The organism is Conexibacter sp. SYSU D00693, from assembly GCF_017084525.1.
In the GTDB taxonomy this organism is placed as follows: Bacteria; Actinomycetota; Thermoleophilia; order Solirubrobacterales; family Solirubrobacteraceae; genus Baekduia.
Genome location: NZ_CP070950.1, coordinates 3,543,770 through 3,567,095 on the forward strand (window position 1 = coordinate 3,543,770; position 23,326 = coordinate 3,567,095).

General features: G+C 77.4%; 15 protein-coding genes. 2 read left to right on the plus strand and 13 right to left on the minus strand.

From position 1 onward, the window contains the following. Nucleotides 1-44 precede the first annotated feature (44 nt). Nucleotides 45-782: a hypothetical protein gene (locus tag JUB12_RS17540; RefSeq protein ID WP_205696731.1), complete on the minus strand. Its 738-nt coding sequence runs from the start codon at nt 780-782 to the stop codon at nt 45-47. Between the two features lie 75 nt (nt 783-857). Between JUB12_RS17540 and JUB12_RS17545 the strand changes: the two genes are divergently transcribed. After that, entirely contained in the window at nt 858-3,170 is a 2,313-nt protein-coding gene (locus JUB12_RS17545; RefSeq protein WP_205696732.1) for an O-antigen ligase family protein, read from the plus strand. Between the two features lie 6 nt (nt 3,171-3,176). Here JUB12_RS17545 and JUB12_RS17550 read toward each other — a convergent pair whose 3' ends face one another. Together JUB12_RS17550 and tmk are read right to left on the minus strand one after the other, a co-directional pair. Beyond that, a complete protein-coding gene (locus tag JUB12_RS17550; protein ID WP_205696733.1) occupies nt 3,177-10,499 on the minus strand; it encodes a hypothetical protein in 7,323 nt (2,440 codons plus the stop codon). 10 nt (nt 10,500-10,509) lie between these two features. Next, nucleotides 10,510-11,151 (minus strand): dTMP kinase, encoded by a 642-nt coding sequence (gene tmk / locus JUB12_RS17555; RefSeq protein ID WP_205696734.1) that lies wholly within the window; start codon nt 11,149-11,151, stop codon nt 10,510-10,512. A gap of 33 nt (nt 11,152-11,184) precedes the next feature. Between tmk and JUB12_RS17560 the strand changes: the two genes are divergently transcribed. Further along, on the plus strand, nt 11,185-12,294 hold the full coding sequence (locus tag JUB12_RS17560) for a hypothetical protein (RefSeq protein ID WP_205696735.1): 1,110 nt from the start codon (nt 11,185-11,187) through the stop codon (nt 12,292-12,294). Here JUB12_RS17560 and JUB12_RS17565 read toward each other — a convergent pair. The 10 genes from JUB12_RS17565 to JUB12_RS17610 are packed head-to-tail and all read right to left on the minus strand — an operon-like array spanning nt 12,291 to nt 23,272. Beyond that, on the minus strand, nt 12,291-13,106 hold the full coding sequence (locus tag JUB12_RS17565) for an undecaprenyl-diphosphate phosphatase (RefSeq protein WP_205696736.1): 816 nt from the start codon (nt 13,104-13,106) through the stop codon (nt 12,291-12,293). The two genes, JUB12_RS17560 and JUB12_RS17565, sit on opposite strands and share 4 nt — an antisense overlap. A 39-nt stretch (nt 13,107-13,145) precedes the next feature. Further along, a complete protein-coding gene (locus JUB12_RS17570) occupies nt 13,146-14,018 on the minus strand; it encodes a PHP domain-containing protein (protein ID WP_205696737.1) in 873 nt (290 codons plus the stop codon). A gap of 25 nt (nt 14,019-14,043) precedes the next feature. After that, entirely contained in the window at nt 14,044-15,876 is a 1,833-nt protein-coding gene (locus JUB12_RS17575; protein WP_205696738.1) for an IucA/IucC family siderophore biosynthesis protein, read from the minus strand. Then, complete coding sequence (locus JUB12_RS17580; protein ID WP_205696739.1) at nt 15,873-16,427, minus strand: GNAT family N-acetyltransferase; 555 nt, start codon at nt 16,425-16,427, stop codon at nt 15,873-15,875. Before JUB12_RS17580 ends, JUB12_RS17575 begins: the two co-directional genes overlap by 4 nt. Beyond that, a complete protein-coding gene (locus JUB12_RS17585; protein WP_205696740.1) occupies nt 16,424-17,740 on the minus strand; it encodes a lysine N(6)-hydroxylase/L-ornithine N(5)-oxygenase family protein in 1,317 nt (438 codons plus the stop codon). The genes JUB12_RS17580 and JUB12_RS17585 overlap by 4 nt, the downstream gene beginning before the upstream one ends. Further along, nucleotides 17,737-19,212: a pyridoxal-dependent decarboxylase gene (locus JUB12_RS17590; RefSeq protein ID WP_205696741.1), complete on the minus strand. Its 1,476-nt coding sequence runs from the start codon at nt 19,210-19,212 to the stop codon at nt 17,737-17,739. The genes JUB12_RS17585 and JUB12_RS17590 overlap by 4 nt, the downstream gene beginning before the upstream one ends. Nucleotides 19,213-19,268: 56 nt before the next feature. Further along, complete coding sequence (locus JUB12_RS17595; protein WP_205696742.1) at nt 19,269-20,294, minus strand: iron-siderophore ABC transporter substrate-binding protein; 1,026 nt, start codon at nt 20,292-20,294, stop codon at nt 19,269-19,271. A 28-nt stretch (nt 20,295-20,322) separates the two neighbouring features. Next, the gene (locus JUB12_RS17600) at nt 20,323-21,162 is read right to left on the minus strand and encodes an ABC transporter ATP-binding protein (RefSeq protein ID WP_205696743.1); all 840 of its coding nucleotides are present in this window, start codon (nt 21,160-21,162) and stop codon (nt 20,323-20,325) included. Beyond that, on the minus strand, nt 21,159-22,214 hold the full coding sequence (locus JUB12_RS17605; RefSeq protein ID WP_205696744.1) for an iron chelate uptake ABC transporter family permease subunit: 1,056 nt from the start codon (nt 22,212-22,214) through the stop codon (nt 21,159-21,161). The genes JUB12_RS17600 and JUB12_RS17605 overlap by 4 nt, the downstream gene beginning before the upstream one ends. Then, nucleotides 22,211-23,272, minus strand: coding sequence for an iron ABC transporter permease (locus JUB12_RS17610; RefSeq protein WP_205696745.1), 1,062 nt, complete (start codon nt 23,270-23,272; stop codon nt 22,211-22,213). Before JUB12_RS17610 ends, JUB12_RS17605 begins: the two co-directional genes overlap by 4 nt. Nucleotides 23,273-23,326 lie beyond the last annotated feature (54 nt).

Here is a 23,326-nt window from a genome sequence, read left to right on the forward strand (position 1 = left end):
TAGGAGCGGACCGAGCCCGCCCTGCGACCCCGTCCGAGGGGCCGTCAGCGGCCGAGCCGGACCCAGTCCGTGAACTCGGCCCAGGCGGCGCTGGTGCGCCAGCCGGCCTCGGCCGTGGCGTGGCGCGCCCGCGCCATCCAGGCGGGCTCCCAGGCCCACCAGCGGGTGGCGGCGACCGTCGCCGCGGCGAGCAGGAGGAGACCACCGAGGACGAGCAGGAGGACGAGCGGCGCGGGCGCGTCGTCGGGCGTGGTGGAGCGCGCCGGGGCGGCGTCGACGGCCTCGGCGATCGCCGAGTCGCGCGCCGCCTGCGAGGGCTGGGGCGTCGGGGCCGGCGCCGGCGTGGTGGTCGCGCCCGGCGTGGTGGCCGTCGCCTGCGGCGTCGTCTGGGCCGGCGCCTGCTGGGGCGTCGTCTGCGCGGGCGCCGCGGGGGTGCCCGAGCCGCCCGTCCCGGCACCGCCGGCCGCTGCGCCGGAGCCGCCGCCACCGCCGCCCGAGCCCTTCTTCCCGCACGCGCCCGACGCGCGCTGCTCGGCGGCCGCGTCGATCGCCGCCGGGAAGTCCGGCGCGTACTGCTGGATGTCGGGCGTGACGAGCTTGCGCGCGTCCGCGAGCTCCTTCGCCGAGAAGTCGCAGCCGTCGATCTTCCCGTCCTTGCGGTACTGCTGGAACATCTTGGCGAACGCCTTCGCGGCGGAGCCCTGCGCGCTCGCCACGGCGGGCGCGGCGACGGGGACCGCGACGGCGGCGCAGGCGACCAGGGCAGTCAGGCGACGGCGCATCCACGCAGGAGGGTAGCCCGGTGGGCCGCAGGTCGTCGCGGCACGCGGGTACGCTCGGGCGGCCGACCGATGGCCGTGTCCCGCACCCAGGCCCCGCCGGCCGCCACTGCCGCGCCGGGCGCCGGACGCCTGCGCCGCGCCGCGGCCCACCCCGGCCTCCCCGCCACCGCGGTCCTCGCCGCGCTCGTCCTCGCGTGCGCGTACGCGGCCTTCGCCGACGGCGCGGTGAGCCTGCGCGAGGAGGCGCGCCTGCAGGTCGGGCTCGCCGTCCTCGCGCTCCTCACGACCGGGGCGTGGGTGGCAGGGGCGCGGCTGCGCCCGGTGGCCCCGCGACTGGCGTGGTGGGGCGTCGCGGCGCTCACCGCGCTCGCGGCGTTCTCGGCGCTGAGCCTCCTGTGGAGCGTCGCGCCCGACAGCACGTGGCAGGCGACGAACCGCGCGCTCGCCTACGTCCTGGTCGTCGTGCTGGCCATCGCGGCGGCCTCGTCCGCGCCGCGCGCGCTCGAGCGCGTCGCCCTGGGCTGGCTGGCCGTCTCCCTGCTCGTGGCGACCTACGCGCTGGGCGGCAAGGTCGCGCCCGGGCTCGACCTCCTCGGCCTGGTCGACCTCGACCACACGCGCGACGTCGCACGCCTGCGGGCGCCGCTGGGGTACTGGAACGCGCTCGGGCTCGTCTGCGCGATGGGCGCGCCCGTCGCGCTGCGCGTGGCGGTCGACGACCGCCGGGCGCTGCCGGTCCGCCTCCTCGGGCTCGCCGCGCTCTTCGAGCTGCTCGTCGTGCTCGGCGCCACGTACTCGCGCGGCGCGATCCTCGGCGTCCTCGCGGCCGTCGCCGTGCTCACGCTGCTCGGCCCAGCCCGCCTCAAGGGCCTCGTCGTCGCGGTCCTCGCCGTCCTGGCCGCGCTGCCGCCGATCCTCATCGCCTACCGGCGCGAGGGCCTGACGACCAACGGCGCGCCGCTGGACCTGCGCATCGCCGAGGGGCGCGTGCTGCTCACGGGCATGGTCCTCTGCCTCGGCGCGCTGCTGTGGGTGGCGTGGCGGCTCGAGCTGCTCGAACGGCGGATCACGTGGACCGCCGCGCACGAGCGCTTCGCGTGGCGCGCCGCGGCGGTGACCGTCGCGCTCGTCGCCGTCGTCGGGTCGATCGTCATCGCGTCCCAGACCCAGGGCGCGCGCGGCCTGGTCGAGCGCATCGGCGACTCGTTCGAGAGCCGGACCTCGGACACCACCTTCGACCCTGGTCGCGTCGTCTCGACGGACTCGAGCAACCGCGTGGGCTGGTGGAAGGAGGCGCTGGGGTCCTTCAGCGACAAGCCGGCCGGGGGCTGGGGCGCAGGCTCGTTCGCGACGGTGCACCTGCGCTACCGCGAGGACGCGATCCCGGTGCGCCAGCCCCACAGCGTGCCGCTGCAGTTCCTCAGCGAGACCGGGCTGCCCGGCTTCCTGCTGGCCTTCGGCGGCCTCGGCGCGCTCGCGGTCGTCGGCACGTGGCGGATCCGGCGGCTGGGACCCGGGACGCAGCGCGACCTCGCCGGCGCGCTGCTGGCGGTCGGCGCCGCGTGGACGGTGCACGGGCTCGTGGACTGGGACTGGGACATCCCGGGCGTGACCGTGCCGGCGCTGCTGTGCGTCGCGGCGCTCGCGGCGACCCCCGGGGCCGGCGCGTGGGCGCGGCGCGACGCGCCGGAGGACGCCTTCCGCGACGTCGACCGTGAGGGACGGCCGTCGGTCGGCCGCGCCGCCGGGCTGACGGCCGCGACGCTCCTGCTCGCCGCCTACGTGGCGAGCTCGGTGCTGCCCGCGTGGTCGGAGTCCAAGACGACCGCCGCCCAGGCGTCGCTGGCGGAGGACGCCTCGCCTCGGGAGCTCGAGCACGCCGCCGCCGAGGCCGACCTCGCCGCGCGGCTGGACCCGCTCGCCGTGCGGCCGCTCTTCGCCGAGGCGACGATCGCCCAGCGGCGCGGGCGCCTCCTCGACGCGCGCCGCGCGCTGCTCGAGGCGGCCGACCGCCAGCCCGACGAGCCCATCGTCTGGTTCCGCCTGGCGAGCGTCGCCCTGCAGCTCGCCGACCGCGACGGCTTCCGCGACGCCTCCCGGCGCTTCGCCGCGCTCGACCCCCGCAACCCGGGGGCGCGGCGGATCGCGCTGGAGGCCGAGGCCTTCCTGACCCCGGCCGGCGCGTCGGCGAGCGCGACGGGGACGCCGCTGCCGCTCGTGACGGCCCAGCCGCAGACGACGCCGGGGGTCGTCCCGGGCGCGACCACCCCGGGCGCAGGTCTGCCGAGCCAGACGACGCCGCCCGCGACGACGGCGCCCGCGCCTCCGCCGGGCGCCACGACGCCGAACCCGACGCTCCCGGCGCCGGACGGCGCGGCCACGCCCTAGACGCGGCTACGGGGCGACGTCGAAGAGCGACGACAGCGCGCCGAAGAGCAGCAGGGCGCCCGTGCCCAACGCGGCCACGAGCAGCAGGACGCCGACGACGCGCTCGGAGGGCAGGAAGCGCGAGTCGGCGCGCCGGGTGGCGGGCCGGCGGCGCGGGGCGGCGGTGACGCGGCCGCGGGCGCGGCGGGCCGGGACCGTCGCCGTGGCCGTGGCCGCGGCGACGCCGGCGCCCTCGGCCGCGGCGACCGGGGCGGGACCGCGGTCGCCGCGCCGGCGCCGGACGACCGGCGCGGCGGGGCGGTCGTCGTCGTCCGGGTCCACGGCGGGCAGCTCGGCGCTGCCGTCGCCGGCGTCGAGGTCTCCCTCGTCGAGGGCCTCGTCGTCGCGGTGGCGCAACGCCGCCTCGGCCTCCTCGGCGGCGAGTCGGAGGGCGTCGGCCTCCTCGGCGGCGCGAGCGGCCTGGTCGGCCTCGGCCACGGCGGCGGCCTCACGGGCCCGGGCCTCCGCGGCCTCGCGGAGGCGCTCGAGCTCGGCCTCCTCGGCGGCGCGCTGGGCCTCGCGGGCCTCGCGCTCGGCCTGCGCCTGGGCCTCGGCGGCGGCGCGGGCTTCGGCCTCCGCGAGCGCGGCTGCCTCGCGGGCGGCCTGGGCGTCGGCCTCGGCGGAGGCGCCGGCCGCCAGCAGCTCCTCGATCTGGGCCTCGAGCGTCGCGCGCGCCGCCGACTCGGCCTGGGCTCGGGTGGAGGCCTCCTGCAGCTCGTCGAGCGCCGTGTCGAGCTGCTCGCGCGCGGACGCGGCCGCCGCCGCGTCGTGCTCGGCCTGCACGGCGGCGGCGTCCGCGCGGGACTCGGCGTCGGCGCGCGCCGCCTCGGCGACGGACGCGCGCTGCGCGGCGGCCTCGGCGGCCGCCTGTGCCGTCTCGCGGGCGCGCTCGGCGATCGCCGCGCGGTCCTCGGCCTCCTGGGCGTCGGCGGCCGCGTCGTCGGCGTCGCGCTCGGCCAGCACGCGCGCCTCGGCCTCCTCGTCGAGGCGGGTGCGCAGGAGCGCCAGCTCCTCCTCGACCGCCCCGGCCCCTTCGACCGTCTCGCTGTGGCGCGCCTCGAGCTGCGCGATGCGCGCGGCGAGCTCGTCGCGCTCGCGCGCGACGGCGTCGAGCTCCTCGCGCAGCGCCCGCTGCGCGTCGGTCGCCGCGGCGTGGGTCGTCTCGAGCGCGCTGCGCGCGTCGGTCAGCTCCCCCAGGCGCGCTTCGAGCTCCTGCTGCTCGGCGCCCGCGGCGTCGAGGGCCTGGCGCAGGCCCTCGAGCTCGGCGTCGCGCTCGGCGAGCCCCTCGCGCAGGTGGGCGGCGTCGCGGGCGTGGGCGGCGGCGTCGTCGCGCGCGGTCGCGAGCTGCGCCTCGAGCGTCCCGACGCGGTCCGCGACCGCGCGGACGGCGTCGAGCTCGGCGACCAGCGCGCGCTCGCGCGCGTGGGACTGCGCGTTCTCGTCGCGCAGCGCGCGCAGCTCCGCGGAGACGTGCTCGCGGTCGCGCTCGGTGTCCTGCGCGGTGGCGCGGAGCTGGTCGAGCGCGTCCTGCAGCGCGGCGGCCCGCACCTCGAGGTCGCCCGCGTGCTCCTTGGCCGCGCGCAGCTCCTCGGCCGCGCCACGGCCGGCCTCGAGCGCCTGGGCGAGCTCCTCGCGGACGGCGGCCTCGCGCTGCTCGGCGGTGTCGAGGGCGGCCTGTGCGGTCCCGAGGTCCTCCTCGAGCGCGACGATGCGGCGGCGGGCGTCGCCGGCAGCGGCCCGCACGACGGAGAGCTCGGCGGCGTAGCCGCGTTCGCGGGTGCCCAGGGAGCGGGCGGCGCTGCCCTCCTGCTCGACGCGGGCGGCCAGCTCCTGGGCTCGGGCCTCGGCGTCCGTGGTCGCGGCCCGGGCGGCGTCGAGCTCCTCGCGCAGCGCGGCCTCGCGCTCGTCCGCGGCGGCCTGGGCGGCGCGCAGGCCGGCGACGTCCTCCTCGAGCGCACCCGCCTGCCCGCGGGCGGCGGCGAGCTCAGCGTCGCGCTCCTCGGCGGTGGTGCGCAGCGCCGCGAGCTCAGCCTCGCGCGCCTTGGCGGTGGTGCGCAGCGCCTCGAGCTCGGCGCCCAGCGCCTCCTCGCGCGCGGCGGCCTCGGCGACGAGCCTGCGGTGCTCGGTGAGCTCGGCGGCGAGCGCGGCCTGGCGCTCGGTGGCCTCGGCGTGGGCCCGGCGGACGGCGTCGAGGTCGTCGCGCAGGGCGAGCTCGCGCTCGTCGGCGGCCTGCGCCGCGGCGCGCAGGGCCGCGAGCTCCTCGCCCAGCGCCTCCTCGCGCTCCGTGGCCGCCGTGGTGGCGGTCTCGAGCTGCGCCTGCAGCTCGCGCTCGCGCGCCGCGACGGCATCGAGCTCGTCGCGCAGCGCCCGCTCCTGGGCCGCGAGCTCCTCCTCGCGCGCCCGCGCGTCCTCCGCGCCGGCGCGCAGGCCGTCGAGCTCGCCCTGCAGGGCCTGCTCGCGCTCGCCGGCGGCGGCGCGCAGCGCCTCGACCTCGGCGGCGAGCGACCGCTCGCGCTCGGCGGCCGCCGTCGCGGTGGCGCGCAGCGCGTCGAGCTCCTCGCGCAGGGCGAGCTCGCGGTCGTCGGCCTTCGCGGCGGCGACCCGCAGCGCCTCGACCTCGGCGGCCAGCTCGTCGGCGCGGCCCCGGGCCTGCGCGCCCGACGTCCGCAGGTCCTCGAGCTCCGCGCGCAGCGCCTCCTCGCGCTTCGTGGCCTCGGTGTCCTCCAGGCGCAGGGCGTCGAGCTCCTCGCGCAGAGCGAGCTCGCGCTCGTCGGCGGCCTCGGCGGCCGCCCGCAGGGCCTCGAGCTCGCCCCGCAGCTGCGCCTCGGCGACGCTCGTCGCCTCCGCGCCCGAGCGCAGGGTCGCCAGCTCGGCGTCCAGCGCCTGCTCGCGCGCCGCCGCCTCCTGCGCCCCGGCGCGCAGGCCATCGAGCTCCTCGCGCAGCGCCGTCTCGCGCTCGCGCAGGCCGTCGAGCTCCTCACGGAGGCCCAGCTCCCGCTCGTCGGCGGTCGTCGCCGCGGCGCGCAGCGCCTCGAGCGCCTCGCCCAGCTGTGCCTCGCGGGTCCGCGCGGCCTCGGCCGCGGCCGTCAGTGCGTCGACCTCCTTGGCGGCGGCCGCCGCCGCGCGCTGGGCGTCGACCACCGCCTCGTCACGGGCGCCGAGCTGCTCCTCGAGCCGCGCCGCCCGCTCGACCGCCTCGGCCAGCGACGCCTCGCGCTCCTCGCCGCGCTCCTGGGCGGCCTCGAGCTCGGCGCGGATGCCGCCGGCCTCCTCGCGGACGCGGACGACCTCGCGCTCGGCGTCGCGCTGCTCGGCCAGGACCTCGTCCAGGCGCGCCTGCAGCGCGTCGCGCTCCTGCTCGGCCTCCTGGGCCCGGCGCTGCGCGGCGTCGCGCGCTGCCGCCTCCTCCTCGAGGCCGGTGCCGGCGCTGGAGGCCTCGCGCCGAGCCTCCTCGAGCTCGTCGCGCGCCGCCTCCAGCGCGGTGCTGGTGGCGGTGAGCCGCTGCGCGAGCTCCGCCGCCCGGGACGCCTCCTGCTCGGCGCGCGCCAGCGCGGTCTCGAGCTCGGGGACGCGGGCCCCCGTCGCCTCGGCCTGCTGGGCGCGCTGGGTGAGCGCCGAGACGCGCTCGGTCGCCGCACGGGCGGCCTGCTCGGCCTGCGCCGCGCGCGCCTCCAGCGCCTGGACCTGGGCGGTGAGCTGCTCCTGCGCCTCGCCGGCGCCGACGAGCTCGCCCGTGAGCGCCCGGACGCGCTCCTCGGCCTCCTCCAGGCGCCGCTGGGTCTGGGCGGCGCGCTGCTCGGCCTGGGTCGCGCCGCCGCGCAGCGCCTCGAGCTCGGCCGCGGCAGCGGTGCGCTCGGCGCGGACGGCCTCGAGCGCCTCGCGCAGCCGTCCCGCATCGGTCGCCGCCGCCTCGCGCGCCTGCTCGAGGTGCTCGGCGCGGGCCTCGAGCTGCTCGGCGCGGCGGCGCAGCTCCCCGTGCTCCTCGATGAGCGCCTCCGCGCGGGCCTGGACGCCGCGCGCCTGCTCGGCGTCCTCCTCGGCCGCGACCGCGCGCTGCCGCGCGCGCTGGGCCTCGACCTCCGCCGCGGCGAGCCGCTCGGCCGCCTCGGCGGCGGCCTCCTCGAGCTGGGACGAGCGCGCGCGGACCTCCGCCAGGCGCTCCTCGAGCCCGGAGACGCGGCTGGACGCCTCCGCCTCGCGGACCTCGAGCGCGGCCGCGCGCTGCGCCGCGGCCGCGGCGGCGGCGCGTGCGTCGGACAGCCCCTCGGCCGCGGTCGCCGCCTCGCGCCGGGCCACCTCGGCGGCGCGCTCGGCCTCGGTGCGCCGGCGCTCGGCGTCGGCCGTGCGCTCGGCGAGGGCCGCGGCGCGACCCTCGGCCGCCTCGCGCGCCTCGGTGGCCTGGGCCGCCGCCTGCTCGGCCAGCCGCGCGCGCTCCTCGAGCTCGGCCGTCGCGCTCGCGGCGGCCGCGCCTGCGGACGTCGCGCGGGCCTGCTCGGCGGCGAGGCGCTCGCGCGCCTCGGCCAGGGCCTCGTCGAGCTCGCGCACGCGCGGCTCGACCTCGGCCAGCCGCGCCTGCGCCTCGCCGGCCTCCGTGACCGCGGGCTCGAGCTCCGCGATGCGCGCCTCGAGCCCGGCGATCCGGGCCGCGGCGTCCTGCTCGCGCGCCGCGAGCTCCTCGCGCAGGCCGGCGACGGCCCGGTCGGCCTCGCCGCGGGTGCGCTCGAGCTCCGCCTGGACCGCGGCGAGCTGCGCGCCGGCGTCCTCGCGGGCGGCGTCGAGCTCGGCCGCGGCGGCCGCCGACGCCGTCTCGGCCTCCTCGCGGACCCGGGCGAGCGCCGCGCGACCCTCCTGCTGGGCCTGCTCGAGCGCCGCCTGCAGCATGCGGACCTGCTCGTCGGCGTCTGCGCGCACCGCCTCCTGGGCGGACTCGGCCTCCGCGCGGGCGGCGGCGAGCTGGGCGACGAGGTCGGCCTCCCGGCGCTCGGCCTCCTGACGCGCCGCGAGCGCCGCCGCCGCGCCCGCCTCGCGCGCCGCCGCGGCCTCGCGCTCGAGCGCCGTCTCGCGCTCGGCGGCCTCGCGGGCGGTCGCGGCGGCTGCGGACTCCAGCTCCTGGACGCGCCGTGTCCGCTCGCGCTCGGCCTGGGCCAGGCGCGCCTCGAGCTCCTGCAGCTTCTCGCGGGCCTCGCGCTGCTCGCGTGCCGCGCGGTCGCGCAGCGCCTCGACGCGGCGCGTCCCCGCCTCCTCCGCCGCCGCGGCGCGCTCTCCCGCGGCGCGCAGCTGCTCGGCGGCCTCGCGGGCGTCACGGTCGCGCGCGCCCTCCAGCTCGGCGACGCGCCCCTCCAGCTCGGCCGCGCGCGCCGCCGCGTCGCGGGCCTGCACGGCCCGCGCCTCGAGCTCGCGCCGCGCCTGCTCGAGGGCCTGGGAGACCTCCTCGCCGCGGGCCGCCAGCGGCTCGAGCTCCGCCACCCGCGCCGCGGCCTGCTCGGCCAGCGCCGCGCGCTCCTCGAGCGCCGCCCGGCGCGCCGTCGCGTCGGCCACCGCGGCGTCGAGCGACGCGACCTGCTGCTCGAGCTCGCCGACGCGCCGCTGGGCGTTCTCGGCGGCGGCCGCGCGCTCCTCGAGGGCGGCTGCGCGCTCCTGGACGTCGGCCAGCTCGGCCAGGCGCGTCTCGAGCTCGGCGACCCGCTCGCCGGACTGCGCCGCGGCCACCCGCAGCTCGGCCAGCTCGCTCGCGGCCCGGTGGGCGCGGCTCTCGGCGTCCCGGCGCGCCGCCGCCTCGCGCTCCAGCGCGGCCTGCGCGTCGGCCAGCTCCTCGGCGACGCGCTCGGCCTGCGCGAGGCGCCGCTCGGCGTCGCCGCGGGCCCGGCGCTCCTGGGCCAGCTCGCCACCGAGCTGCTTGCTGCGGCCCTCGGCGTCCTCCCGGGCCGTGCGCAGCTCCGCGTCGAGCGCCGCCAGGCGCTCCTGCATGCGGCCCACGCGTTCGGCCGCGAGCGCCGCCTGGGCCACCGCCTCGTCGCGCTCGACCTCGACCTTCGCGGCCCGCTCGAGCGCCCGTGCCGACTCCTCGGCGCGCGCCTCGGCCACCCGTGCGGCCTCCTCGGCGGCCGCGACCCGCGCCTGGGCCGCCTCGGTCGACGCCGAGCGCTCCTCGAGCTCGGCGCGCGCCGCCGCGGCGGCCGCCAGCGCCGCCTCGAGCTCGCGGCCGCGCTCGTCGGCCACGCGCGAGCGCTCCTGCAGCCCGCTCGCCGCCTCCTGGCGCGCCTCGTGCTCGGCCGCCAGTCGCGCCTCGAGGTCGGCGACGGCCTGCGCCGCCTCGCGGCGCTCGGCCTCGAGCGCCGAAGCCTGCTCCTCGGCGCTCGCCCGCGCCCGCTGGAGCTCCTCCGCCGCCGCCTCGCGCGCCGAGGCCAGCTCCCGTGCGGCGGCGGCCGCGGCGCGGTCGGCCTCCTCGCGCAGGCGACGCAGCTCGTCGGCGCGCTCCTCGGCCGTGGAGCGCTCGCGGGCCAGCTCGGCCTCGAGGGCGTGCACGCGGCGCCCCGCGGCGTCACGCTCGCGGTCGCGGGCCGCTTCGATGTCCGCGGCGGCCTTCGCGACGAGCGCCGCGCGCTCCTGGCGCAGGCGGCGGTCGAGCTCCTCGCGGGCGCGGGTGACCTCGTCGGCCGCCCGGCGCGCCGCGGCCTCGGCCTCCGAGCGCTCGCGGCCGATCTCCGCGACGCGCGCCTCGAGCTTCTGGACGCGCTCGGCCGACCCCGCCGCCGCGACCTCGGCCCGCTCGCGCGCGGCCCGCTCGGCGGCGACGCGCCGCTCGGCCTCCCGCCGCGCCGCCTCCTCGTCGTCGAGGCGCAGCTCGAGCTCGCGCATGGCCTGGCGGCGCGCCTCGGCGGCCCGCTCGGCGTCGGCGCGCCGGCGGCGCTCGTCCTCGATGGTGCGCTCGGGCGTCGGCGCCGCCGCCGGACGCCCCGCCGGACGCTCGCGCACCCGCGGCTTGGGCAGGTCGGCGATCGAGCCCCGTCCGGCGTCCAGCGCGAAGGCGACCAGCGCCCCGGAGACGAGGTCCGCCGGCGCGCTGTAGGCCGCGCGCCAGCCCACGCCCTCGGGCGTGGCCTGCGGCGCGGCGTCGTCGGGGCCGGGCAGCGGCGAGAGCCGGTGGGTGCGGCGGCCGTCGTCGACGAGGAGCATCGGCGGCGAGAGGCGTTCGCGCACGTCGCTGACCCACCTGCCACTGAGGCGCAGGAGGGCGGTCCCCGGCGTGGCAGGGACGAGCTCGAAGCCCTCGACGTCGAAGCGGGCCAACGCCAGGAACCTAGAGGTTCTGGGCCCCGGATCCCGGTCCCGGCGGCAGGAGGTCCGCGACGGCGGACAGCGCGTCGGCCAGGACGAGATCCGGTGCCTTGGCCGCGTCGAGGACCCGGAAGCGCTCGGGCTCGGCGGCCGCGAGGGCGTCGTAGGCGTGGGCGACGGCCTCCATGAGCGCGGCGCCCTCCTGCTCGAGGCGGTCGGCGCCACCGGCCCGGGCGCCCTGGCGGGCGGCGCCCAGGGCGGGGTCCACGCGCAGCAGGAGCGTCCGCGCCGGGCTCAGGCCGCCGGTGGCGAACCGGTTGAGCGCGGCGACCTCGTCGACCCCGAGCCCGCGGGCGGCGCCCTGGTAGGCCAGCGAGGAGTCCACGAAGCGGTCGAGCAGGACCCAGCGCCCCGCGTCCAGCAGCGGACGCAGCCCCTCCTCGACCAGCTGCGCGCGGGCGGCGGCGAACAGCAGAGCCTCGGCCCGCGCCCCGACCCGCAGCTCCGGGTCCTTCACGAGCTCGCGCACGCGCTCGGCGGCCGCCACACCGCCGGGCTCGCGCAGGAGCGCGACGTCGACGCCGCGCTCGCGCAGGGCGGCGGCGAGCGCCGCGGCGAGGGTCGTCTTGCCCGCGCCGTCGATCCCCTCGACGGTCAGCAGCATCGGTGGCCGACGCTACCTCTAGCCTCAGACCTCGTGCTGCCTGCCCTCGAGCCCCACCCGCACGCCAAGGCCGTCCTGGGCGCCGCGCTGCCGCCCGAGGGCCAGGCCTCGCACGCCTACCTCTTCCACGGGCCGGCGGGCTCGGGCAAGCGCCAGGCGGCGCTCGAGTTCGCCGCCGCGCTGCTCAGCGACGGCGCCGACGACCCCGCCGCCGCGCGCGAGCGCGTCCTGCACAAGGTGCACCCGGACCTCACCTGGGTCGCCCCGAGCGGCGCGGCCGGGATGCTCGTGGACGACATCGACGAGCCCGTCGTCGCTGCGGCGACGCGCACGCCGTTCGAGTCGCGCCGGCGGGTCTTCGTCCTCGAGCGCGCCGACACGCTGAACGACCAGGCCGCCAACAAGATGCTCAAGACGCTCGAGGAGCCGCCGGACTTCGCGCACCTCGTGCTGCTGGCCGACAGCACCGCCGGCGTCCTGGCCACGATCGCCTCGCGCTGCCAGCACGTGCGCTTCGAGACGCCGAGCATCGCGGACGTCGCGGCCCGGCTCGGCCGCCACGGGGTGGCCGGCGAGCAGGCCGAGGCGTGCGCGCGGCTCGCCCAGGGCGACGTCGAGCGGGCGCTCGAGCTCGCGCTCGGCGAGGGTCCCGCGCTGCGCGGCGCGGCCGAGGGCCTCGCGCGCGCGTGCATCCGCGGCGACCTCGCGTCCGCCCCGTGGAAGGTCCTGCTCGAGCAGTCGCGCACCCACGGCCAGCTCGCCGCCGACAAGGAGGCCGAGCGCGTCGCGGCCGCGGCGGAGTTCCTGCCCGACAAGGAGGCGCGCCGTGCCAAGCGCGAGGGCGAGACGATCGCCCGCCGCGCCCAGCGCCGCGCCTTCACCCAGACCCTCGACCAGGGGCTGCTGCTCTGCGGGCTGTGGCTTCGCGACGTCGCCGCGCTGCTGGACGGCGCACCGGACGTCGTCCACCACGTCGACCGCATGGCCGAGCTGGAGCAGGACGCCGAGGCGGTCGGACGGCCCGGGCCGCTGCGCGAGGGCGTCGGGCTGGTGGAGGAGCTGCGCACGCTGCTCGTGCTCAACCCCTCCGAGGAGCTCGCGCTGGAGGCGCTGGCCTCGCGGCTCGAGCGCCTCTTCGCCTAGCTGATCAGCCCGGCGCCGACGAGCGCCAGGACGATCGTGCCGAGCACGACGCGGTACACGACGAACGCCCGCAGCGTGTGGGTCGTGAGGAAGCGCAGCAGGCCGGCGATGCACGCGTAGCCGACGACGAAGGCCAGGACGACGGCGATGATCGTCGCACCGACGGGAGCGCCGCCCTCGCCCCCGATGTCCTTGGTCTTGTAGAGCCCCGACAGCACGACGGCGGGGATCGACAGCAGGAACGAGAAGCGCGCCGCGGCCACACGGTCCAGGCCGAGGAGCAGGCCGGCCGTGATCGTCGCGCCCGAGCGCGAGACGCCGGGGACCAGCGCCAGCGCCTGCGCGCAGCCGATCGCCATGCCCTGCCTGGCCGAGAGCTGGTCGAGCGTCTTGTCCTGCTTGGCGCGCCGGTCGACCGCGAGCAGGATCAGCGCGAAGACGATGAGCAGCGTCCCGATGATCCAGAGGTTGCGCGCGCCGTCGTCGATCTGGCTCTCGAAGGCGACGCCCAGCAGGGAGATCGGGATGGTCGCGACGATGAGGTACCAGCCCATCCGCGCGTCGAGCGTCGAGCGCAGCGCGGGGTCGCGCAGGGAGGCGAACCACGTCGTCCCGATGCGCCAGAGGTCCAGGCGGAAGAAGATGAGCTCGGCCGCCATGGTGCCGAGCTGGACGACGGCCGTGAACGCGGCGCCCGGGTCCTCCCAGCCCGCGAAGGCGGGGACGATCCGCAGGTGCCCGCTCGACGAGATGGGCAGGAACTCCGTGAGGCCCTGCACGATCCCGAGGACGATGGCCTGGAGGGCGTCCATGCGGCGCGGGACCCTAGCGAGCCGCGCGTCACCGTCTGGTCACCGGATGTCGATCGGGCCGAGCGACGCTGTGCGCCCGTGGAGCGCGAACGCGCGGAACCGGTGGAACCGGGGGTGCTCGGGCCCGTGGAAGTCGGCGGACCCGGTGGTGAGCAGCCCGAGCTCGGCGCAGTGGTCGGCGAGCAGGAGGGTCTGCTCGCGCGTGTGGGTGACGTAGAAGACCTCGACGCCGTCCAGGCCGGCGGCGGCGAAGCGGTCGACGGTGGCGAGGACCTCGGCATCGTGGTCGAGGTCCCAGAAGGGGTGGGCCCAGACGGCGAGGCCGCCCGCGGCGTGGACGGCGTCGATCGCCTCGGCGACGGTCGGCCGGGTGCGGCGGCGGTAGGCCGGGGCGCCGGGGATGAGGTAGGCCTCCAGGAGCTTGCCGAAGTCCGCGAGCCCCTCGTCGGCGAGGCGCGCGGCGTTGGCGGGGTGGTCGAAGGCGGCCTGGGCGAGGTGGGGACGGCCGATGGGCCGCCCGCTCGCGGCCCGCGCCTCCAGCGCGCCGCGGTCCAGCGCGAGGCCCGCCTCCTCGAGCGCGTCGGCCATCCGCCACGCCCGGGCGGCCCGGTCCTCGCGCCACGCGGCGAGGGTGTCGAGCAGCGCCGGGTCGGTGTGGTCGATGCCGTACGCGCAGACGTGGAGGTCCTCCCGGTCGCCGTCGAGCGCGCTGAGCTCCGCCGCCGGGACGACCGCGACGCCCGCCGCGCGCCCCGCCTCAAGGGCCTCGCCGACGCCGTCCACCGTGTCATGGTCGGTCAGCGCCAGCAGCTCGACGCCCGCGGCCGCCGCCGCCGCGACGACCGCTGACGGCTCGAGCGCGCCGTCCGAGCGCGTCGAGTGGGACTGGAGGTCGAACGTGGGCGCCGTCATGGGTGGAACGTGCCAGGTACTTTCCTCATGGGTGGAAAGTGCCAGGTACTTTCCACCACCGCGCGATCGGGTTCTCCAGGGTCCCCACGAGCTGGAGGGCGCCCGCCGGGTCGTCGAGGTCGACCATCTGGCGCGGGTCGCGCAGCTGGAGGCGGTTGAGGCAGGAGCGGGCGAAGGACGGGGCAAGGAGGTCGTGGGCCGCGAAGCGCTCCGCGAGCTCGGGATGGTCGTCCTGGTAGCCCTCGACGCACGCGCGCACCGCGGCCCAGAAGCCCTCCTGGTCCAGCGCGCCGTCGCGGTGCAGGACCGCCGCGAGGAAGCGCAGGAAGCAGTCGACGACGTCCGTGAAGATCGACAGGACCTTGAGCTCCTCGGGGACCTCGGCCTGGATTCGGCGCACCGCGTCCGGCACGTCGCGGGCGGGGTCCATGAGCACGACCTCCTCGGCGATGTCCTTCATGAGCACGCGCCGCGGGACGTCGTCCTCCAGCACGAGGATGAGGTTCTCGCCGTGGGGCATGAACACCAGCTCGTAGGCGAAGAAGCAGTGCAGGAGGGGGCGCAGGTAGGCGTGGAGGTACGCGCTCACCCACGCCCGCGCCGACAGCCCCGACCGGCGGATGAGCGCGGCCGCCAGCGAGCGCCCGTCGCCGTCGGTGTGCAGCAGCGACGCCATCGTCGCCACCCGCTCGCGCTCGCCCAGCCGACCGGCCGGGCTCTCGCGCCACAGGCCAGCGAGCATCTTCGCGTAGGGCGCCTTGTCGCCCCCGGCGGGCGCGTAGACCGGCGTGCGGTAGCCGACCGCCGCCACCTCGCGCAGGACCTCGAACCGGCAGGTCTCGCGCAGCTCGCGGTCCCCCGCGACGAGCCGCGCGACCCAGTCGTTGATCGCCGGCGTGCCCTCCATGTAGGCCGCCGACAGCCCGCGCACGAAGCCCATGTTCACCACCGACATCGCGGTCTTCGTGTAGTGGCGCGACGGCGTGCCGGCGTTGAAGAACGTGCGGATGGACTGCTGGGCGAGGTGGTCGTCCTCGCCCTCGCCGAGCAGCACGAGCCGGCGCTGCGCGACGTCCGCCGCGAAGGTCACCGCGAGCTTGTGGCGCCACTGCCACGGGTGCACCGGGACCAGGACGTAGTCGGCGAGGTCGAGGCCCAGCTGGCGCAGCGTCGCCGCGAAGCGCCCCAGCAGGTCCGGCCCGAGCTCGGCCGCGAAGAAGCGCTCCTCGTCCACGTCGGCGCTGAACGCCGCCACGGAGCAGTCGCGGTGCGCGGCGACCCAGAGCAGCCGCACGGGCCGCCCCGCCTCCGGGGCGAAGCGCGCGAAGTCCTCGACGTCCCAGCCGATGCGGCCGCTGTTGGCCACGAAGCACGGGTGGCCCTCGACCATCCGCGACTCGATCGTCTGGAAGTCCGCGCCGGCGAGCTGCTCGGCGCTCAGCGGCGCGCGCCCCAGCCGGAAGGCCAGCGCCGACAGCGTCGCCGACAGCTCTTCGAGGTAGACGCCCAGGCGCGCGTCGTCCTCCAGCCCCAGCGACGTGCGCAGGTCGACGGCGAGCTGCAGGACGTCCGGCGCCTGCTCCTCCCCGCCGGCCACCCGGACGACCGACGCCGGGTCCACGAGCCAGTGCTCGAGGGCCAGCACGTCGGCGGTGAAGCGCCAGGTCGCCTCCCCGCCGTCGCTCCGCACCACGTAGGCGCCCCCGCCCTCGGCGACCGGCTCGACGAGCAGCTCGTGGGCGAACTCCGCCAGCGCCTTGGCGGCCAGGTGGCGGGTGGCCCGGGCCCACAGGTCGGGGCGCAGGTGGGCGACGGCCTCCTGCTCCAGGACGGGCGGCGGGGCGGCGTCGAGCGTCATCGGGTGGCCTCCTCGAAGGCGGTGCGGGTGCACACGCTCAGCAGCGCGCGCTTGTCGGGCAGCTGGACGACGCGCAGCTCGCGGAAGCCGACCGCGGCGTTCAGCCGGTGGATCGCGGTGTTCTCGGCGTCGGGCTCGACGACGACCCGCGCGACGGCGGGGTCCTCGAAGCACCACGCCATCACCGCGCGCATCGCGGTGCGCGTGAAGCCGTGGACCGGCGTGTCGGTCGGTGCGACGAGGACGTGCATCCCGAGGTCGCCCTCCTGGACGTCGTACGCGTCGCCGACCGGCGCGTGGGCCGGGTCGTAGCGCTCGGCGAGCACCGCGGGCTCGCCGTCGGCCAGGCCGATCGCCGCGTCGTGGTGCGCCGACGCGGCGATCTGGACGTACTCCGCGCGCACCGCCGCGACGTCGGCGTCCTGCATGAGCCAGAAGCGCGCCTTGGGATGGGTCACCCAGCGGTGCAGCAGCTCTGCGTCGGCGTCCGGATCGACCGGCCGGAACGCGAACCGGACCGCGACGGGTGGAAGGTGCCTGGCACCTTTCATCCGATCGCCTCCGCCAGCGGGCGCTGCGGCGCCCCGAAGCGCTGCATCGCGATGCGCTCCTCCACGGGGTAGACCTCACGGCCGAGCAGCGCGCGGATGATGGTGCTGTTGCGGTGCGCGCCCATGCCGAGGTCGGGCGCGACGAAGCCGTGGGTGTGCAGCTCGGCGTTCTGGACGAAGACCCGCGGCCCCTCCGCCTGCACGGTGTAGTCCTCGCGCACCGCGTAGCGCCCCCGGCCGTCCCAGGCGATCCGGTCGCGGATCGGCTCCAGGAACGCCGGGACGTCGTAGCGGTAGCCCGTGGCGAGGACCAGCGCGTCGGCCTCGAGCCCGATGCGCTCCCCGGTCTCGCCGTGCAGCAGGTCGAGCGCGACGCGCCCGTAGGCGTCGCGCCGCGCCGCCTCGAGCGCGGTGCCCGTCAGCAGCAGCGGCACCCGCCGGCCCTGCACGCGCCGGCGGTGCAGCTCGTCGAAGACCTCGTCGATGAGCGCGGCGTCGATGCCCTTGTACAACGGCGCCTGCTGGGCGACCACGCCGTCGCGGACGGCCTCCGGGAGCGCGTGCACGTAGCGCGCGTACTCCGGCGAGGTCAGCTCGAGCGTGAGCTTCGTGTACTCGAGCGGGAAGAAGCGCGGCGAGCGCGTGAGCCACACGAGCTCCTGCTCGTCGTCCATCCGCCCGAGCAGGTCGAGGAAGACCTCGGCCGCGCTCTGCCCGCCGCCGACCAGGACGACGGACCGCTGGGCGGCGAGCCGGTCGCGCGCCGGCAGGTAGCCCGCGGTGTGGACCGCCACCTCCTCGTCGAGCCCGTCGCAGCCCGGGGGCACGTGCGGCACCGTCCCGACGCCGAGGACGAGGGTGCGCGCGCGCAGGACCTCGTCCGCCCCCGTCGCCCGGTCGACCGCCCGCACGACGTGCGCGTCCTCGCGGGCGTCGTGCTCCACCGCGACCACCTCGCGGCCGAAGCGCAGCGAGCGCAGGCGGCCCGCCGCCCAGCGGCAGTAGTCGTCGTACTCGGTGCGCAGCGGCTGGAAGCGCTCGCGGATGTAGAAGCCGTAGAGCGTCCCGGTCTCCTTGAGCCAGTTGAGGAAGGAGAACGGCGACGTCGGGTCGGCCAGCGAGACGAGGTCGGCGAGGAACGGCACCTGCAGCGTGCTCGTCTCGAGCAGCATGCCCGGGTGCCAGGCGAACTGGGCCTCGCGCTCGAGGAAGACGCAGTCGAGCTCCTCCAGCGGCTCGGTCAGGCAGGCCAGGCCGAGGTTGAACGGGCCGATGCCGACCCCGGCCACGTCATGGACGTGCGCGGCGCTCACGCCGCCACCTCCTCGACCGCCGCCGCGCCGTGCCCGGCGAAGGCCGCCGCCTCCTGCGCCACGAGGTCGAGCACCTCGGCGAGGTCGTCGACCGTCGTCTGCGGGTTGAGCAGCGTGAGCTTGAGCCACTGCCCACCCCCGACCGTCGTCGCCGCCACGACCGCGGCGCCCGCCGCCATGAGCGCCTCGCGCGCGTGGCGCTGCGCGGCGTCGTCCGCGCCGCGTACGCGGAAGACCAGCGTGCTCAGCGCGGGCGCGACGGCGACGTCGAAGCGGGGGTCGTCCGCGAGCAGCGCGTGGCCCTCGCGGGCGAGGTCGCACACCTGGTCGAACAGCTCGCCGACCCCCTCGGCGCCCAGCGTGCGCAGGGTGAGCCAGAGCTTCAGCGCGTCGAAGCGCCGCGTCGTCTGCAGGCTCTTGTCCACCTGGTTGGGGACCTGCGCGCTCGCCGGGTTGAGGTAGTCGGCGTGGTGGGTGACGTGGCCGAGCTTGGCCCCGTCGCGCACGAGCAGCGCGCTGGAGCTGATGGGCTGGAAGAACGACTTGTGGAAGTCGACGGTGACCGAGTCGGCGCGCTCGACGCCGTCGAGCAGGGCGCGGCGCCGGGGCGAGACGAGCAGCCCGCAGCCGTAGGCGGCATCGACGTGCAACCACGTCCCGGCGTCCGCGCAGGCGTCGGCCACCTCGTGCAGCGGGTCGATCGAGCCGAAGTCCGTCGTCCCCGCCGTGGCGACCACCGCCATCGGGTGCAGCCCGTAGCGCGCGCAGCGCTCGAGCTCCTCGCGCAGGGCCGCGGGGTCCATCCGGAACGCGTCGTCGCAGGCGACCGGGACGACCGCGTGCTTGCCCAGACCGAGCAGGTCGGCGGACTTCGCGACGCTGAAGTGCCCGACCTCGGAGACCAGGACGCGCAGGCGGCCGAGGTGCCAGCCCGCGGCCAGCGCCTCGTCGCGGGCCAGGTGCAGGCCCTGGAGGTTGGACTGCGAGCCGCCGCTGGTGAAGATCCCGTCGGCGGCCTCGCCGAAACCGGCGCGCGCGGCGGCCCAGTCGACGAGCCGGCGCTCGATGAGCGTGGCGCCGGCGCTCTGGTCCCACGTGTCCAGCGACGAGTTGACCGGGGCGAGGATCGTCTCGGCCAGCAGCGCCGGGATCGCCACGGGGCAGTTGAGGTGGGCCAGGTAGCGCGGGTGGTGGAACCACACGGCGTCGCGCAGGTAGAGGCGCTCGACCTCGTCCAGCGCGGCGTCGAGCGAGCGCACCGGGCGGTCGAGGTCGACGGCCGCGACGGCGGGCTCGAGGTCGTCCGGGGTGGCGCCCGAGAAGGGCGCGTCGACGGCCTGGACGGTGGAGGCGACGCGGTCGGCGCCGCGGGTCACGGCGCGCAGGTAGTGCTCGGCGGAGTGGGACCCGAGCAGCGCCGGCGGGGCGAACCGCGGGCGGGATGCAGGAGAGGCGGACACACTCTCCTCCATAACCCGAGTTAGGGCACCCTAACCACTGAGTGATCAGGGTGCCCGCGTGCGGACAGCTACTGCGGCTGGACGACCTTCGTGGCGGGGTCGCCGTCGATCGCCGCCTGCAGCGTGTCGAGCTCGTTGTCCAGCAGCCAGGGCAGGCTCAGCGGGCTCGAGTAGCCCAGCGCGCCCGAGAACTGGTCGCCCAGGTCGAGGTAGACGATCCGGTCGTCCTTGAGCGCCTGCAGGCGCCGCATGACCTTGTTGGCCTCGATGTCCTTCTCCGGGCCGAACATGACCACGAGGTCCTGGTCCATGAGCCGGAACTGCTCCTGGCTGAACTCCGTGTAGAACGACTTGCCGGCCAGCTCGTCGACCTTCGCCGGGGTCTTCAGCCCGAGGTCGGCGAAGAAGCGGCTGCGGGTGTCGGCCGACGCGTAGGCGCCGTAGCCGTCGGGCCCGCCGTAGGCGAGGATCGCGTCCTTGCCCTCGAACTCCGGGTGCTCCTCGCGCGCCGCGGCGAACTTCGCCTTGACCTCGGTGATGACCTCGTCGGCCCGCTGGTCACGGCCCAGCGCCTTGGCGATGAGCTTGAGCTGCGCGTCCCACGGCATGCCGAAGTCGATGAAGTCGCCGCTCTGGGCGATCGTCGGCGCGATCTTCGAGAGGCGCTCGTAGTCGGCCTTCTGCATGCCGGTGTTCAGGGCGATGATCAGGTCGGGACGCCGGGCGGCGACCGACTCGTAGTTGATCTCCTGGCCGCCGATCGACGGGATGTCGGTCGGGAAGTCCTTCGCCCACGGGCGCTTGCGCCAGTCGTAGCCGCCGAGGAAGTCGCGGGTGCCCACCGGCGTCACGCCGAGGGCCAGGACGGCGTCGAGCTCCGTGTAGCCCACGACGACCACGCGCTTGGGCTCGGAGGGCACCTCGGTGGTGCCGAACTTGTGCTTGACGGAGACGGGGAACGACGCCGTCGCCGCGCTCTCGCTGGTCGCGGCGCCGGTCGAGGACGCGCTGTCCTCGTCGTCGCCGCACGCGGCGAGCCCGAGGGCGAGCACGAGGGCGGCCACGAGCGCGAACGCGCGGGTGATGGTCTTCATGGGTGGGGTCCTCCTGGGGTTCTCGAGGTCAGGCGGCCGGGGTGCTCGCGCGGGCCGGCTCCGGGGTGGAGCGGGCCTCGCGCTCGCGGCGGCCGAGGGGCAGGCAGAGGGGGGTGCCGGTCACGGGGTCCTCGACGACCTGCGCGGGCAGGCCGAGGACCTCCCGGACGAACGTCTCGTCCACGACGTCGCGCGGCGCGCCCGCGACGTGGACGCGTCCCTCGCGCAGCGCGACGAGGTGGTCGGCGTAGCGGCAGGCCTGGTTGAGGTCGTGCAGGACCATCACGACGGTCCGGCCGTGCCGGGCGACGAGGTCGTGCAGCAGGTCGAGGACGTCGATCTGGTGGGCGAGGTCGAGGAACGTCGTCGGCTCGTCGAGCAGCAGGACCTCGGTCTCCTGCGCGAGCGTCATGGCGATCCACGCCCGCTGGCGCTGGCCACCGGAGAGCTCGTCGACCGCCCGGTCGCGCAGGTCGGCCATGGCCGTCGCCTCGAGCGCGTGACGGACCGCCGCCTCGTCGGCGGGCGACCACTGGCGCAGGAGCGTCTGGTGGGGGTGGCGGCCCCGGGCGACGAGGTCCTCGACCTGCAGCCCGTCGGGCGCCACCGGCGACTGGGGCAGGATCCCGAGGCGCTTGGCGACGTCCTTGGTCGGCTGCTCGCTGATCGCCCTGCCGTCGAGCAGGACGGTGCCCCGCTTGGGCTTGAGCAGGCGGGCCAGCGCCTTGAGCAGCGTCGACTTGCCGCAGCCGTTGGCCCCGACGATCGCCGTGACCTGCCCGCGGGGGATCTCCAGGTCGAGGTCGTGGACCACGTCGCGGTCCTCGTAGGCGACGGTCAGGCGCTCGGCGCGCAGCGGCGCGGTCATCCCGTGACCCCCAGGCGGTTGGCGCGGCTCAGGAGGTACAGGAAGTACGGGGCCGCGATGATCGACGTGACGATGCCCACCGGGATCTCGTCCGGCGAGAACAGCAGGCGCCCGGCGGTGTCGGCGACGCAGACGAGCGTCGCCCCCACCAGGGCCGCGACCGGCAGCACGCTCAGCGGCGTGACCGACCGGGTGAGGCGCCGCGCGATGTGCGGCGCGATGAAGGCGGTGAAGGCGATCGGGCCGCCCGCCGCCACGGCGACGCCGACGAGCACGAGGGCGATGAGCAGCAGGCCGAGCCGCTGGCGCTCGACGTTCGCGCCCAGCGCGCGGGCGACCTCGTCGCCGAGCTGCAGGACCTGGAGCTGGCGGGCGAGCAGGAGCGCGAGCGGCACGAGCACGGCGACCGTCCCGAGCAGCGGCCAGACGTGGTCCCAGTCGCGGCCGTTGAGCGAGCCGACGATCCAGATGTAGGCCAGCGCGGCGTCGAGGACCTGGCCCTGCGTGAGCACCCAGGCGATGCCGGCCTGCAGGACCGCGGCCACGCCGATGCCGACGAGCACCAGGCGATAGCCCTGCATCCCGTTGCGCCACGCCAGCGCGTACAGCACGACGCCGGCGACGAGCGCACCGGCCAGCGCGGCGCCCGGGACCGCGTACGTCGCGGTCGAGTCGAACAGGACGATGAACGACACCGCCGCGAGCGCCGCGCCGTGCGAGACGCCGATGATGTCCGGCGCCACGAGCGGGTTGCGCGAGATGTCCTGGAAGATCGCCCCGGCGACGCCGAGCGCGACGCCGATGAGCAGCGCCACGAGCGCGCGCGGCAGGCGCAGGTCGACGACGACGAAGCTCGTCGCCTCGTCGCCGGCGCCGACGAGCGCCTTGAGGACGTCCAGCGGCGCGATGTCGAGCTCGCCTCGGCCGACGTCGACCGTGAGGGCCGCCAGCATCGCGACGGTCAGGGCGGCACCGACCACGACCGCGCGCGGCTCGAAGCGCAGCGACAGCGGCCCGCGGCGCAGGGCGACCTTGTGGGCGCGGGCGCTCACAGCTCGCTGAGCCTCCGGCGGCGCACGAGCCAGATGAAGAACGGCGCGCCGATGAGCGCGGTGATGATCCCGACCTCGAGCTCGTCGGGACGCGAGACGACGCGGCCGGCGACGTCGCCGACGAGCAGGAGCGTGGCGCCGAGGACGATGCTGAACGGGATGACCCAGCGGTAGTCGGGGCCGACCAGGGCGCGGGCGACGTGCGGGACGGTGAGGCCGACGAAGCCGATGGGACCCGCTGCGGCGACCGCGCCGCCGGCGAGCAGGACGAACCCGAGGGCAGCCCAACCGCGCGAGCGGTCGACGTGGTGGCCGAGGGACCGGGCGACCTCGTCGCCCATCGCCAGCGCGTTGAGCGAGCGGCCGCACAGCAGGGCGATCGCCAGGCCGGTGAGCATGAACGGCGCGACCGCGGTCAGCACCTCGGTGTCGCGGCCGGCGATCGAGCCGACGATCCAGAAGCGGAACTCGTCGAGCGTCTGGGCGTCGAAGACGAGGATCGCGCTCGTGAGCGCGGTGAGCAGGGCGGTGAGCACCGCGCCGGCGAGCGCGAGCTTGACGGGCGTCGCGCCGCCGCGACCGGTCGCCCCGAGCAGGTAGACGAGGACCGACGCGAGCGCCGCGCCCAGCAGGGCGAAGCCGGCGTAGGCGACCGGCGCGCTGATGCCCAGCACGCTGATGGCGGCGACGACGGACAGCGCGGCGCCGGAGTTGATGCCCAGGATCTGCGGCTCGGCCAGCGGGTTGCGCGTGACGCCCTGCATCAGCGCGCCGGCGGCACCGAGCGCGCCGCCGACGAGCACGCCGAGCTCCGTGCGCGGGATGCGCAGGTCGTGGACGATCGCGTGGGCGTCGGTGTCGTCGCGCGAGACGAGCGCCTCCCACACCTCGCGCAGCGGGATGTCCAGCGAGCCGATGGCCAGCGAGGCGGCGCACGCGGCGAGCAGGACGACCAGCGCGGCGGCCAGGCCGGCGGTCCGCGCGCCGGGGGACCGCAGCAGCGCCCCGGTGCGCGGGCGGGCGACGGACGGCGTGGTGGTCGGGGCGGCGACGGCCATCGAGGGCGGCGCGACCAGGGACCGGTGCTTCGGGTGCCCTAAGTCGCAGCGCCC

Coding starts and splice junctions, on each gene's coding strand:
- JUB12_RS17570 (WP_205696737.1), bottom strand. CDS start 14,018: ATGACGGCGCCCACGTTCGACCTCCAGTCCCACTCGACGCGCTCGGAC.
- JUB12_RS17600 (WP_205696743.1), bottom strand. CDS start 21,162: ATGACCGCGCCGCTGCGCGCCGAGCGCCTGACCGTCGCCTACGAGGAC.
- tmk (WP_205696734.1), bottom strand. CDS start 11,151: ATGCTGCTGACCGTCGAGGGGATCGACGGCGCGGGCAAGACGACCCTC.
- JUB12_RS17595 (WP_205696742.1), bottom strand. CDS start 20,294: ATGAAGACCATCACCCGCGCGTTCGCGCTCGTGGCCGCCCTCGTGCTC.
- JUB12_RS17565 (WP_205696736.1), bottom strand. CDS start 13,106: ATGGACGCCCTCCAGGCCATCGTCCTCGGGATCGTGCAGGGCCTCACG.
- JUB12_RS17610 (WP_205696745.1), bottom strand. CDS start 23,272: ATGGCCGTCGCCGCCCCGACCACCACGCCGTCCGTCGCCCGCCCGCGC.
- JUB12_RS17575 (WP_205696738.1), bottom strand. CDS start 15,876: ATGACGCTCGACGCCGCCCCGCCGCCCGTCCTGGAGCAGGAGGCCGTC.
- JUB12_RS17590 (WP_205696741.1), bottom strand. CDS start 19,212: ATGGAGGAGAGTGTGTCCGCCTCTCCTGCATCCCGCCCGCGGTTCGCC.
- JUB12_RS17580 (WP_205696739.1), bottom strand. CDS start 16,427: ATGAAAGGTGCCAGGCACCTTCCACCCGTCGCGGTCCGGTTCGCGTTC.
- JUB12_RS17540 (WP_205696731.1), bottom strand. CDS start 782: ATGCGCCGTCGCCTGACTGCCCTGGTCGCCTGCGCCGCCGTCGCGGTC.